General features: G+C 67.1%; 11 protein-coding genes and 1 tRNA gene. 7 read left to right on the top strand and 5 right to left on the bottom strand.

From position 1 onward, the window contains the following. Positions 1-299: 299 nt before the first annotated feature. On the bottom strand, positions 300-998 hold the full coding sequence (locus tag RN629_RS15505) for an SDR family NAD(P)-dependent oxidoreductase (protein ID WP_407036046.1): 699 nt from the start codon (positions 996-998) through the stop codon (positions 300-302). Then, positions 995-1747 carry a YaaA family protein gene (locus tag RN629_RS15500; protein WP_407036045.1) on the bottom strand — a complete coding sequence of 251 codons (753 nt, stop codon included), beginning with the start codon at positions 1745-1747 and terminating at the stop codon, positions 995-997. Before RN629_RS15500 ends, RN629_RS15505 begins: the two co-directional genes overlap by 4 nt. A 171-nt stretch (positions 1748-1918) precedes the next feature. On the opposite strand from RN629_RS15500, the gene RN629_RS15495 reads away from it, so the two are divergent. After that, positions 1919-3211 (top strand): tetratricopeptide repeat protein, encoded by a 1293-nt coding sequence (locus RN629_RS15495; protein WP_407036044.1) that lies wholly within the window; start codon positions 1919-1921, stop codon positions 3209-3211. Positions 3212-3380: 169 nt separating this feature from the next. On the opposite strand, the gene RN629_RS15490 is transcribed toward RN629_RS15495, so the two are convergent. Further along, positions 3381-3848 (bottom strand): Lrp/AsnC family transcriptional regulator, encoded by a 468-nt coding sequence (locus tag RN629_RS15490; RefSeq protein ID WP_407036043.1) that lies wholly within the window; start codon positions 3846-3848, stop codon positions 3381-3383. A gap of 214 nt (positions 3849-4062) precedes the next feature. Between RN629_RS15490 and RN629_RS15485 the strand changes: the two genes are divergently transcribed. Beyond that, a complete protein-coding gene (locus tag RN629_RS15485; RefSeq protein WP_407036042.1) occupies positions 4063-5901 on the top strand; it encodes a sensor histidine kinase in 1839 nt (612 codons plus the stop codon). Positions 5902-5903: 2 nt separating this feature from the next. Continuing rightward, the gene (locus RN629_RS15480; protein ID WP_407036041.1) at positions 5904-6905 is read left to right on the top strand and encodes a polysaccharide deacetylase family protein; all 1002 of its coding nucleotides are present in this window, start codon (positions 5904-5906) and stop codon (positions 6903-6905) included. 37 nt (positions 6906-6942) lie between these two features. Here the strand turns inward: RN629_RS15480 and RN629_RS15475 are convergent, their stop codons facing one another. Beyond that, positions 6943-7986: a mannose-1-phosphate guanylyltransferase/mannose-6-phosphate isomerase gene (locus tag RN629_RS15475; RefSeq protein WP_407036040.1), complete on the bottom strand. Its 1044-nt coding sequence runs from the start codon at positions 7984-7986 to the stop codon at positions 6943-6945. 147 nt (positions 7987-8133) lie between these two features. On the opposite strand from RN629_RS15475, the gene RN629_RS15470 reads away from it, so the two are divergent. From RN629_RS15470 to RN629_RS15455, 4 genes are all read left to right on the top strand, one after another. Next, positions 8134-9522 carry a TIGR03013 family XrtA/PEP-CTERM system glycosyltransferase gene (locus RN629_RS15470; RefSeq protein ID WP_407036039.1) on the top strand — a complete coding sequence of 463 codons (1389 nt, stop codon included), beginning with the start codon at positions 8134-8136 and terminating at the stop codon, positions 9520-9522. Beyond that, complete coding sequence (locus tag RN629_RS15465) at positions 9519-11558, top strand: tetratricopeptide repeat protein (RefSeq protein ID WP_407036038.1); 2040 nt, start codon at positions 9519-9521, stop codon at positions 11556-11558. Before RN629_RS15470 ends, RN629_RS15465 begins: the two co-directional genes overlap by 4 nt. A 47-nt stretch (positions 11559-11605) precedes the next feature. Then, positions 11606-12424, top strand: coding sequence for an ATP-binding protein (locus RN629_RS15460; protein WP_407036037.1), 819 nt, complete (start codon positions 11606-11608; stop codon positions 12422-12424). Between the two features lie 120 nt (positions 12425-12544). Next, a tRNA-Pro gene (locus RN629_RS15455) sits at positions 12545-12621 on the top strand. 278 nt (positions 12622-12899) lie between these two features. Here the strand turns inward: RN629_RS15455 and RN629_RS15450 are convergent. Beyond that, the gene (locus RN629_RS15450; protein ID WP_407036036.1) at positions 12900-13310 is read right to left on the bottom strand and encodes a hypothetical protein; all 411 of its coding nucleotides are present in this window, start codon (positions 13308-13310) and stop codon (positions 12900-12902) included. Between the last annotated feature and the right edge of the window lie 127 nt (positions 13311-13437).

Genomic DNA, 13437 nt, shown 5'->3' with positions numbered 1-13437 from the left:
TTTCCGGCTTGATGGTCAGATGGGAACAAAGGGTACTAGCCGAGCGGGAGCCGCCTGACCACCCCCGCGCACCGGCATTCGCGCGGGGCCGTTCGGGGGGAACGGCCGCCGGGCGAAAGGGGCAGCGGGGATGGGCCTGGCGTATCTGCCGGCATTCGCCGTAGCAGGGTCGCAGGACTTATGGTGCGCTGGCCGCCGACGGGAGTAAACGGCGACCAGCCCGTTTCTTATGGGATGTCAGCGCTTTCGCCTGAATGTCCTGGATGTTACAATGGTGTAATATAAGTGACAGGAACAGCTCAGGGCTGAACCTCTTTCCCTTCCCAGTCGAACAGCTTGCCGCTGTCCGGCGCTTTCAGCGCGTCGAGCACGTCCAGCAGTTGCACCGCTGCCCGATCGGGCGCGAACAGGCCGCCGGGGCGGACATTGCCCTGGAACGGCCTGGACAGCGCGGTGTCGACCGTGCCGGGATGGAGCGCGACGACGATCGAGCGGTCGTTGCGGCGCTTATGCTCGATCGCCAGCGAGCGGATGAACTGGTTGAGCGCGGCCTTCGACGCGCGATAGCCATACCAGCCGCCCATGCGGTTGTCGGAGATCGAGCCGACCCGCGCCGACAATGCGGCGAACAGCGTCTTGCCGGTGCGTGGCATCAGCGGCAGGAGATGCTTGGCGACCAGCGCGGGGCCGATCGCATTGACCGCGAAGTTGCGGGCGAGCCAGAAGGGGTCGATCTGCTCCATCGCCTTTTCCGGGCCCTGCGCGCCATCATGCAGCAGGCCGGTCGCGACGATCACCAGATCGGGGGCAGGGCCTGTCGCGATCCGTTCGGCGGCGGCGATGATGCTCGCCTCATCCTCGATATCGATCTGCGCGTCGCCGGTCAGCGAACGGCCATAGCGGGCGACCGCCACGCCTTCCTCTTCCAGCGCATCGGCGAGGCCCCGGCCGATCCCGCCCGATGCGCCGATAACGATCGCCTGTTTCCATGCGCTCATCGGACGAACCGCCAGAGGGTCGGCGTGCTTTCGCTGGCATCGAAGGCATAGCCGTCGCTGTCGAAACCGCGCATCGCGTCGGTATCCGTGATCGCATGCTCGATCATCCAGCGCGCCATCGCGCCGCGCGCCTTCTTCGCGTGGAAGCTGACGAAGCGGTCGCCCTCGCGGAAATCCACGGCGATCACGCGGATGGCGGCGGGCAGCTTGCCGTCGACCGCGTGCCAATATTCCTGGCTGGCGAGGTTCAGGATCGTGCCCGACCCCTCGGCCTCGACCTCCTCCGCCAGCCGCCGCGCGATGCGATCGCCCCACCAGTCGGTCAGCTTGTCACCGCCCGATGCGCCAGGGGGTGCCCAGCGCGTCCCCATTTCCAGCCGATAGGGGCGCATCGCGTCGAGCGGCCGGAGCAGGCCGTAAAGGCCGGACAACATCCGCAGATGGTCCTGCGCGAAGACGATGGCGGGTTCCTCCAGCGTCCGCGCCTCCAGCCCGGTATAGACGTCGCCGGCAAAGGCGAACAAGGCGGGGCGTTCCGGGGCGATGGCGAAGTCGCGGAACCGTTCGGCATTCAGCCTGGCCAGCGCGGGCGAGATCCGCATCAGCGTCGACAGGCGCTCCTCGCCCAGCCCGGCGGCGGCGGCGGCCAGCGTGTCGGCCTCCTCGGCGAAATGGGGCCGGGTGGGGGCCAGGGCGGGCAGGGGGCTCTTATAGTCGAGCGTCTTGGCGGGGGAGATGACGGCGATCATGATGGTCCTCGCGCTAGCGCCCGGAGCGTTCGCGTTCAATCCGCGTTCAGTGGTCGAAGGATAGCCGCGGCCCGGATCATCGCTTTGCTTGAACGGGAGGCGCGCTGTCCCTACAAGCCCGGCCATTATCGGTTCCGGACCTGACAGGCTCTATTCTTGGAGAAAATTCGCATGAAGATCATTCCCAAGCTCGCGCTGGCGGCGGCGCTCGCGGCGGGCGTTGGCGGCGTTGCCCTGACCACGCCCGCGGTGGCGCAGAAGAAGGCCAAGGGCGAGGAAGCCGGTGGCCTGAAGCTGAGCCCCGAGGCGCTGAAGGCCGCACAGGCCGCGCAGCCGGTCCTGCAGCAGAAGAATTTCGCCGCCGCCGAGCCTCTGGTCGCGGCCGTCGCCGCCGCCGCGAAGACCGAAGACGACAAATATATCGCCGCTGCGATGCGCTACGAACTGGAATCGGGCAAGCTCTTCGCTGCGCAGCAGGCCAATCCGAATGCGCCGATCGACGAATCGGTGCTGGCCAAGCCGCTCGATGCGCTGATCGCCAGCCCGTCCACACCCGCCGCGGACAAGCCGCGCTATGTCTATCGTCGTGGTGCGCTGGCCTATAACGGCAAACAGTACCCGGTCGCGCTGCAATATTTCCAGCAGGCCAAGCAGCTGGGCTATAACGATCCCAACCTGCCGATGCTGATCGTCAAGTCGAAGATCGAGATGGGCGATGTCGCGGGCGGCAATGCCGAACTCGCCTCGGTGATCGATCAGATGAACGCCTCGGGCCAGAAGGCGCCGGAGGATTATTACAAGTTCGCCATCGGGCGCGCGAACAAGGCCAAGCTGGTCCCAGAGACGCTGGGCTGGATGCGCAAGTGGATCGCGGCCTATCCGACTGCGCAGAACTGGCGCAACGCGCTGGTCATCTATGGCCTGCAGCCGGGTTCGCTCGCCACGCTGGACAAGAACCAGCGGCTCGACCTCTTCCGCCTGATGCGCGTGTCCAAGTCGCTGGCCGACCAGAACGACTATATGGAATATGCGCAATATGCGACCGACAAGGGCCTGCCCGCCGAGGCCGCGACCGTGCTGAAGGAAGGCATGGCGACCGGCAAGATCCCGGCCGGCAACGCGACCGCCAAGGCGATGCTGAGCGCCGCCGAGGCGAAGACCCGCCAGGAAGGCTCGCTGGCCTCGACCGAGGCGCGCGCCAAGGCGGCGGGCGACGGCAAGATCGCGGCGCTGACCGCCGAGGCCTATTATGGCCAGGGCAACTACGCGAAGGCGGTCGAGTTGTACCGGCTGGCTCTTCAGAAGGGCGGCATCGACGCCAATGAAGTGAATACCCGCCTGGGCATCGCGCTGGCGGCACAGGGCGACAAGGCCGGTGCCAAGACCGCCTTCGACGCGGTCCAGGGCGCTCCCCGCGCCGACCTGGCCGGGTTCTGGAAGACCTGGCTCGAAACCCAGGCCTGACGCCAAAGACCCCCGCGCCGATGAGGCGCGGGGGCATGGCCCCGCGATCCGGGGTCGGGTCCGCCGGATCAGGTGCGGATCATCCCGCCGATCATCGGATATGGGACGAAAATGGGCTGGCCCTCCTCGCGGAGAACCGGCCCGTCAGGTCCCGACCATGCAGACGGGATCAGTCCGCCTGGATCGGAATCCCCGAAACCTGCTTCGCCGTGCGGATGGTCAAGGATGTCTTGACGCTGGCGACATTGGGCGCGGGCGTCAGGTGCGTGGTCAGGATTTCCTGAAAGCTCTTCAGGTCCGACGCCACGATCTTCAGGATGAAGTCGATCTCGCCGTTGAGCATGTGGCATTCGCGCACTTCGGGAATGCCCGCGACATGCGTTTCGAATGCGGCGAGATCATGCTCGGCCTGGCTGCGCAACGACACCATGGCGAAGACGGTGATCGGAAAGCCCAGACGGGCGGCGTCCAGGTCCGCGTGATAGCCACGGATCGCGCCCGCTTCCTCCAGCGCGCGCACGCGGCGCAGGCAGGGCGGCGCGGTCAGCCCGACCCGTTCGGCCAGTTCGACATTGGTCATACGCCCATCGGCCTGCAACAGCGCCAGGATCTGCCGATCGATGCGATCGAGCGCCATTACACGATACTCCCCATAAAATGCTGAATCCCTGAGCTCTCTGGTCGCTGGATATAAGAAAATTACGGACTACCGCAATTCTCGCTTATTGCAACGGTCGGACCGGGATATTTGCGCCCAAGCCCGCGCGATAATTGCAGGTAACCGGATGGAAGGATAAGGACGCTATATCCGGAGGACCAAGGCCGAGCGGCCGAGCGAAAAAGGGAGCTAAGTGCGGTTCGACGACAGTCTGGCGACGATTCTATCGGCCGACACCGCCACGCCATTCGGTGCTCAGACCGTCTGGCGTCAGCTGGTCGACCTCATGGGGCGTGGCCGGGTTCCGGCCGATCCGGCGCTGCTCGATCGTCTGGCGGCTTTGCGCGATTCGGTCTCCGATTCGACACGGGCGGCCAGCGCGCGGCTGCTCGCCTTTTGTCATCCGCCAGCACCGCTGGTCGCCTTTTTCGCGCAGGACGACCTGCCCATCGCCGCGCCGATCCTGCGCGTGGCGATGCTGGCCGACGAGGAATGGCTGGGCATCCTGCCGAGGCTGACGCCACGGACCCGCTCGGTATTGCGGCATCGGCGTGATCTGTCGGAACGGGTGCAGCGCGCGCTGGAAAGCTTCGGCCCGGTCGATTTCGTCCTTTCGCACGCCACGCCGGACGCGGCGGCTGAACCGAAAACGGCGGGGGCCGAGGTCGCGCCCGCGCCGATCGATCCTGTGCCGGAACGGGTTGCCGTCGCCCAGCCCTGGCCGCTTCCGTCCATGACCGTGGTCGAAAAGCCCCGCTCGGTGGTGCCCCCGCTGGTCATCGCCGCCCCCGCGCCCGCACCGGCCCAGGCGGCAACGCCCTTCGTCGCCCTGGGACAGGTGGCGCGCGGGTTGCCCTTCGTGGCCGAAGCCCTGCGCCATGCCGAGCCGCCGGCCACGCCGCCGCGCTACGAGATCGCCGATCTGGTTGCGCGGATCGACGCCTTCAACCAGTGCCGCGAGGAAAGTCCGGACGCCGCGCGTGGCGATGCTGGTCCGACATATTTCGATTTCGAGACCGATGCTTACGGTATGATCCTGGGTGTCGATGGCATGATGCGCGGGGCGCTGGTCGGCGTGTCGATCGCGGAGACGGCGCGACAGGGGCTCGCGCAATTCGACGGCGTGGCGATGGGCGCATTCCGTCGCCGCTCGTCCTTTCGCGACGCGCGGCTGGAAATTGGCGGTCAATCGGACGCGGCCGGTTCCTGGCGCGTGTCGGCCGAACCCTATTTCGATCCGGTCGCCGAGCGTTTCCTGGGCTATCGCGGCAGTGGACGTCGGCCCCGGCGCGACGAATGCGCGACCCCTGCCGATCCCGCCGCGCGCGTGGACAGCGCCTCGTCCGATTCGTTGCGTCAGCTGGTGCACGAACTGCGCACCCCGGCCAATGCGGTGGCGGGCTTTGCCGAACTGATCGAGAGCGAGTTGCTGGGCCCCGTCGCGCCTGTCTATCGTGACCGGGCGAGCGCGATCCGATCGATGGCCTCGGACCTGTTGTCGGCGGTCGAGGATCTGGACACGGCGGCGCGGATCGAGGGGCAGGTGCTGGAATTGCGTCCGACCGTCGTGCCGCTGGCCCCGCTGGTCCAGCGATTGCTCAAGGATCTCGGGCCGCTGGCCGATCTGCGGCGCGCCGAGATCCGAGTGGAGCCCGGGGCGGCGGGGGTGGCCGCCATGGCCGATGACCGCGCGAGCGAAAGGCTGATCGCGCGGCTGTTCTCCGTCCTGTTGTCCAATTGCGTCGTGGGCGAGCGGCTGAATGCCGGCCTGTCGATCGAACAGGGAATGGCGATGCTGCGGATCGATCGGCCGCTCTCGCTGAATGCCGAAACCGAAGCCGCCTTGCTCAGCGAGGCGGGGGATGAGGACCAGCGCGACGGTGCGCCGCTGCTGGGCACCGGCTTTTCGCTGCGGCTGATCGACAAATTGGCGGCCGAGATGGGCGGCGGCCTGACGATCGGGCTGCACCGGGTGGCGCTGTCGCTGCCAGCCGCGGCGGAGCAGCGGGCGGATCAGGCCTCGATCGGCTGATCATGGTCGAGGTCGCCCGTCCCTGGCGCCCCGACGCGGCGACCGCCGCCGAACGTATCGACTGGCCGGCAGCGTTCGGGACACGTTTCCTGGTCTTTGTCGATGTCGAGGAGGAGTTTGACTGGTCGGCGCCGCTTGACCGGCGGCATCGTTCGACCCGCGCGATGCGCGCGTTTCCCGCCGCGCATCGCCGTTTCGCCGAGGCGGGGGTAGGGCTGGCCTGCATGGTCGACCATCCCGTGGCGGTCGATCCGGCATCGGTCGCGATCCTCGCGGCCTGCGCCGAGGACGGCCGGTCGGAGATCGGCGCGCAGCTTCATGCCTGGGTCACGCCGCCGCATGAGGAAGTGGTCGATCCGATCACCAGCCATGCCGGAAACCTGCCGCTCGCGCTGGAAACGGCCAAGCTCGATCGGCTGACCGATGCGATCGCGCGAGGATTTGGACAAAGCCCGCGCATCTTCCGCTCGGGACGCTATGGGCTGGGGCCGCATAGCCTGGCGCTGCTCGCATCGCGGGGCTACCGGATCGACAGTTCGATGCGGGCGCTGCATCATTACGGGCAGCAGGGTGGCATGGATTTCCGGGCGATCGACGCCCATGCCTTTCGGCGTGACGCCATGATCGAATTGCCGCTGACCACCGTCGATACCGGGCTGGCGCACATGTTCGGGGGATGGCTGCATGATGCGGCGGGCCGGGTTCCACATGGCCGGGGCGTGTTGTCGCGGCTGGGCGTATTGAACCGTGTGCCTTTGACCCCGGAGGGGGTGGGCGTGGCCGACGCGCTGGCGGCGATCGACCGGGCGGTCGCCGATGGCGTGCGCCTGCTGACCTTTTCCTTCCACTCGCCGACGCTGGAGCCGGGGCATACGCCCTATGTCCGCAACGCGGCGGACCGGGCACTGTTCGATCGGTGGTGGGACCGGGTCTTTGATCGGCTCGCGCGGCACGGCGTCGGGCCGACGACGATCGCCGACGTCCTGACGGTGCTCGACGGATAGGGCAGGGATGCCGAGTCGATCGGCATCCCTGCGATCCTCAGCGTTTCATCGCCTCGATCAGCTTCTTCACGTCCTGGCTGCGGCCGCGCGGAAGGATCAGCACGTCGTCGCCACTGGCCACGATGATCAGGTCCTGCACATCGACCGCAGCGACACGCACGCGGTCCGTGCGGATCAGGCAGTTCTTGGTGTCGATCGCCAGCACCTCGCCGCGATGCGCGTTGCCGAATCCGTCGAGTTCGCTGATCGCGTGCAGGGCATCCCAGCTGCCGACATCGTTCCAGCCCATGGCAACGGGCACGACCGCGACGTGATCGGCGCGCTCCATCACCGCATAGTCGATCGAGTCGGACGGGCAGGCGGAGAAGGCGGCCTCATCGGGCGAAATGCGTTTGCCGTCGCGCGTCGCCTTGCGTATCGCCTCTTCGGCGGCGACAAGCATTTCGGGCGCGTGCTGGCCGAGTTCCTCAAGATAGCGATCCGCGCGGAACAGGAAGATGCCGCCGTTCCAGGCATAGTCGCCACGCGCGAGCATGGCTTCGGCCCGCTCCAGCCGGGGCTTTTCGACGAAACGGGCGACCTGATGCACGCCCTTGCCGATCTCCTTGCCGACCTGGATCCAGCCATAGCCGGTCTCCGGCTTGTCCGGGGAGATGCCGAAGGTCGCCAGCCAGCCCTGGGACACGAGCGGCAGCGCGGCCCGGATCGCGGCATGGAAGGCGTCGAGATCGGCGATCACATGGTCCGATGGCATGACCAGGAGCACATCCTCCGGCTTGGCGGCCAGGGCGGCCAGCGCGATCGCAGGCGCGGTGTTGCGTGCGACGGGCTCGAGGATCAGCGATTGCGGAGGCGTTCCCGCCTCGACGAGCTGGCTTTCCACGAGATCGGCGTGGCGTTGTCCAGCGACCACGATCGGCGCGGCGAAGCCATCGGAATGGGTCCGTTGCGCCGTCAGTTGCAGCATTGTCTCCTCGGAAGTCAGCGCCAGCAATTGCTTGGGCATTTCGGGGCGCGACATCGGCCACAGGCGAGTGCCCGAGCCGCCTGACAGAATGACCGGAACAATCGGATTATGCATGTTTGCCCTTTGTAAGTTCGCATCGTCATCGGACGCCGTGGTGGTATATAGCGTGACACAACGCATATCTTCACGCTTCGTTTGTCATTCTTTGCAAAAATCGGGGCATTCGGTGCTCAGGCGCTGGTTGGGAACGCACCTTCGGTAATGATCCGTCTCTTCAGGCACTATGTCCCCCATTCGGCGCTTTTGCTCGGGCTGGTCGATTTTCTGCTGCTGATGGCGGCGGCCGAGATCGGCTGGCTGATCCGCGCGTCGCAGATCGGCTATCCCCCCGGGTCGCTCGCCGAACGCCTGCCGCAGGTGTTGAGCTTCGCCATGCCGTTGCAGATCGCGTTGCTGGCGGTCGGTGCGTATGCGGCGGCGTCGTTCCTGTCGCTGCGCTTTGCGGCGGCGCGCCTGATGGTGGCGGTATCGCTCGGCGTGATCTTCCTGTCGCTGATCTTCTTCTTCTTTCCGGGCTTGTCCTATTGGCGGTCGAGCCTGCTCTACTCGATGGTCATCGCCGTCGTCCTGCTGGTCGTGGTGCGCGGCGTGCTGGGCCGGGTGCTGGGCGGGGACAGGTTCAAGCGGCGGGTGATCCTGCTGGGCGCCGGCGAACGCGCGGCGCAGGTGCTAGCATTGGCCAGGCAGCCGGGGGCGAATTTCGTCGTCGCGGCGGCGATCGCGATGAACGCGAGCGAGACCGCCGTCGGCATGGCGGTCGATCGGTCGACCATTCCCAATCTCCCGGCCTTCGTGATCGATCGCAATGCCAGCGAGATCGTGCTTGCGCTTCAGGAACGGCGCAACGCGCTGCCCTATCAGGATCTTCTGCGTGTCCGCACCACCGGCGTGCAGGTGTCCGAACTGTCGAGCTTCCTGGAACGGGTGACCGGCCGTATCGACCTTGGCTCGGTGAGCCACAGCTGGCTGATCTTCTCGGACGGTTTTTCCTCGGGCCGGATGTGGTCGGCCCTGTTCAAGCGGGCCTTCGACATCACGGTCAGCCTGTTGCTGCTGATCGTGGCCGTGCCGTTGATCCTGCTGACGGCGGTCGCGATCCGGCTCGAGTCCAAGGGTGCGGCCTTTTACCGCCAGCGCCGGGTCGGGCTGTTCAATCAGCCCTTCGACATCGTGAAGCTGCGGTCGATGCGACAGGATGCCGAGGTCGCGGGGCGGCCGGTCTGGGCCGAGAAGGACGATCCCCGGATTACGCGGATCGGCCGTGTCATCCGCAAGGTGCGGATCGACGAGCTGCCGCAGATCTGGTCGGTGCTGAAAGGCGAAATGAGCTTTGTCGGCCCACGCCCCGAGCGGCCGCAGTTCGTCGAGCAGTTGGAGGCGGAGATTCCCTTCTACGCCGAACGGCACATGGTCAAGCCCGGCATCACCGGCTGGGCCCAGCTCAACTATCCCTATGGCGCGTCGATCGACGATGCGCGACACAAGCTGGAATATGACCTTTACTATGCGAAGAATTATTCGCCCTTTCTGGACTCGCTGATCCTGTTGCAGACGTTGCGCGTCATCCTCTGGCCGTCGGGCGCGCGGTGACGGACACGCAGGGTCCGGGGCAGGTCTATCGCGGCAAGGAACGGCGGGCATCGGGTGTCTATCCGATGATGCGGCGCAAGCGGCGGCCATGGAAGCGGCGGTCGGTGCGCCTGCGGCTCAAATTGTTCGGCTTGCTGGGCGGGATCGCCCTGGCGATGACCGCGCTGATCCTGCTGCTGCTGAACCGGGGGGCGCCGCCGGTCGACCCGGTAGCGGCCATGCGGCGGGCGTCGATCGCGCTCGAAACCGGCAATTATCATGCCGCGCACGATCAGGCCCGACGCGCGGCGGCGGCCTTGCCACGCTCCGCGGACGCGCAGATGCTGCTGGCCCGGACCAGTCTGCTGCTCGATGAGGGCGTGACGGCGGCGGCCGCGCTCGATCGGGCGCAGGCGGCGGGCGTTCCGCTGTCCCGCACACTGGCGATGCGCGTCGAAAGCCTGATCCTCCAGGGTGATCTGGAGGGCGCGCAGGATGCCGTCGACCGGATGCCGGAAGTTTCCGATGCGGATATGCGCCGGGCCCGGGCACGGCTGGTCCAGGCGCGGGAAGGCAATGACCGGAAGGTGCGGGCGATACTGGCCGCGCTGGTGACGGCCTATCCGGGCGATGCGCGCGGCTGGACCGATCTGGGCCGTAGCCGCTTCGGCGCGGGCGACATGAGCGGCGCGGCGGCAGCGGCGCAGCGGGCGGTGGCGCTGGCTCCCGCCGATCCCGCCGCGTTGACCCTGCGGGGGGAGATTGTGCGGGCCCGTTATGGCCTGATCGCCGCGCTACCCTGGTTCCGCGCGGCGTTGCAGCGCGATGCCTATTACCACCCCGCGCTGATCAAATATGCCGCGACGCTGGGCGACAATGGCCAGGCGAGCGCCGCGCTGGCCGCCAGCCGCGCCGCCCTGGTGTCGCGGCCGGGCAGTCCGCAAGCCTATTTTATCCAGGCCGTCATCGCCGCCCGTGCGGGCCGATACGGGCTGGCACAGCATCTGCTGCAATTGACCGGCGGCAGGCTTCGGCGGGTGCCCGCAGGGGAATTGCTGGAAGGAGCGCTGGCTTATGCGCAGGGTCGGCCGCAACTGGCGGTGCGGGCCTGGGGACGGCTGGTGACGATGCAGCCGATGAACGTCGCGGCGCGCCAGTTGCTGGCGGCAGCCCAGATCGACACGGGCGACCGGGCGGCGGCTTCGGCGACGTTAAGCCCGATCGTCGCGCGACCGGATGCGGAGGGTTATGCGCTTCGTCTGGCCGCGCGCGCGGCGGCGGGACGGGACGATGGCGCGGCCGCCGGGCTTCTCGACCGGGCGGCGCGGGGACAGCCGGGGCGTTCGACCGTCTTCCTCCCGGATCAGTCCGCTGCAGACCTGTTGGCTCAGGCCGCGCAGACCCCGGACGATCCCACCTATGCCATCGCTGTGCTGCGTGCATTGGCCAGCACCGGGCGGGGGGCTGTCGCGGTTGCACGGGCGCAGGCCCTGGTCCGGGCGAGCCCGGGCGCTCCGGCGGCGCAACTGGCGCTGGGCGACGTTCTTTCGGGGGTCGGGCGGATGCCCGAGGCGATCACGGCCTATGCGCGCGCGGCCGACCTGACCTTTGACGAACCGACCATGCTGCGTCTGGTCGAGGGCTATGGCCGAACCGCGCGCACGCGTGACGCGGCGGTGGGGCTGGGCCTGTATCTGTCCCAGAATCCACAAAGCGTGGCGGCGCGTCGGCTGCTCGGCCAGTGGCAGCTCCGGGCCGGGACGTGGGATGCCGCGATCGAGACGCTGGAGGGCTTGCGTGTCCAGATGGGGAGCCATGACGTGGCGCTGATCCGCGATCTGGCGCTGGCCTATGCCGGTGCCGGGGATGGGGTCGTCGCACGCCGCTATGGCGCGCTGGCCTATCGACTGGCGCCGATGAACGCGGCGGTGGCGGATGCATATGGTGTCGCGCTCATGGCGGCGGGCGAGGGGGAGGGCGCGCGCCAGTTGTTCGACAAGGCGTTGGCGCTGGCGCCGGGCGATCCGGCGATCATGGCGCACCGCGCCGCCCTTTAAGGCTCTTGCGCTTTGCAGCGGGTGGTTGGTGGCCTAGGCATGGGGGCATGACCGATTCTTCGACCTCCGCGCTGGAACGGATCGCGGCCGCGCTCGATCGCATGGCCCCGCCACCCGCGCCGTCCGACGATCCGTTGGCGCATCCCGCCTATATCTGGCGCGATGGCGTGTTGCAGGCGGCACGCCATTTCGCGCCGCTGCCGCTGTCGATGCTGCAAGGACTGGATCGGCAGCGCGAAGCGTTGCTCACCAATCTCCGGCGATTGGCCGAGGGCCATTCGGCGCATGACGTGCTGCTCTGGGGCGCGCGGGGCACGGGGAAATCGGCGCTGGTCAAGGCCAGTGTCGCGGCGATCCAGCAGGCGCATCCGCGGCGTCTGGCGCTGGTTTCGGTCGATCGGCTGGACAGCCTGCCGGCCCTGTTCGCGCAGCTCGAACCGGTCGACCGCGCCTTTGCGCTCTTCATCGACGATCTGGGGTTTGAGGATGCGGGCGAGGCGCGCACGCTGCGCTCGCTGCTCGACGGCGGGGCGGAGGCGCGGCCCGCGCATGTCCGGCTGCTGGTCACCGCCAATCGCCGCCATCTGCTGCCGCGCGACATGAGCGAGCAGGACAGTGCGATCAATCCGCGCGACGTGGTGGACGATCAATTGGCGCTCGCCGATCGCTTTGGCCTCAGCCTGGGGTTCCATGCGTTCGACCAGGATGGCTATGTCGCGATCGTGCGGGCCTATGTGGAGCGTCACGATCTGCCCTTCGACGCGCAGGAGGCGATCAACTGGGCGACGCGGCGCGGCAGCCGTTCGGGGCGTGTCGCCTGGCAATATATCGTCGATCTGGCGGGGCGGCTGGGCCGCGCGGTCTGAACAATTCTCCAGGGGGGCGAAAAAACCGCTTGCCAGTATCCGCACCGCTGGCTATTGGCGCGCCTCCAGCACGGACCGGTCTTCCCGAAGATCGCTGAAAACGGTCCGTACTCTCTTAGTCGGGGAGTAGCTCAGCCTGGTAGAGCACTGCCTTCGGGAGGCAGGGGCCGGAGGTTCGAATCCTCTCTCCCCGACCATTATACAGGACGCTTGTATCTAATTGATATTTCGTCATAAAAACTGCCATTTTTTACCTGTGTAGGAACTGTGCAGAAATAATTGCGGATTTGCCTACCGCGCTTGGCGAGCTTCTCGCGCACCGCACCGCACCGCACCGCACCGCACCGCACCGCACCGCACCGCACCGCACCGCACCGTCGATTCGATCTCAAAACAAGCTCAGTTGCCTGCTGCGCTCGACATAGGCGAGCCATTCGCGGCTGGTCTCCGATTCCGCGTTCAGCCATGCAATGACCTACGCCACCACGGCACCGCCGTTTGCCTCGATGGTGCCGGGCTGGTGGAAATGGGAACGGTAGCCGGTTGCGCTGATCGGCAGCGGCGCGCGCTCGGGCGCGACGCTTTCGATTTCAAGATGGGCGATAGCACCCCATTTGATGGGCCAATAGCGCGCCTCGATCTCAATCCCCTGCCAATCCAGGCGATAGCGCTGCGGGGCCATGCCGACCACGCGCCGGTCGCTCTGGTCGATGATGCGATAGCAGCGGTCGCAGCGATACAGACCGTCCCAATCGCTCCCCATGCTCGGTTCCATATCCTCGCCGTTCGTGGCGCATGTGGCAAAGGCGTCTGTGCACGGGGTATTGTCACAAAGGCAAATCCACACGGTTTCGTCGTGCGGTTCGTGCTGAATGAACTCGCTCATGCCTAGCACTACTTTGGCAGAAGTGTGGGACGCGGTGATGGTAGCGCCGTTCCGCAGTTCGGACAGTGTCGCGACGGCGGGCGTAACAGACGATCAAGGATGGCCTGACGGACAGCCGGGAGGGTCG

This window comes from Facivitalis istanbulensis, assembly GCF_040560405.1.
GTDB lineage: Bacteria > Pseudomonadota > Alphaproteobacteria > Sphingomonadales > Sphingomonadaceae > Sphingomonas > Sphingomonas istanbulensis.
This window is presented reverse-complemented; position numbering and strand designations above follow the sequence as displayed.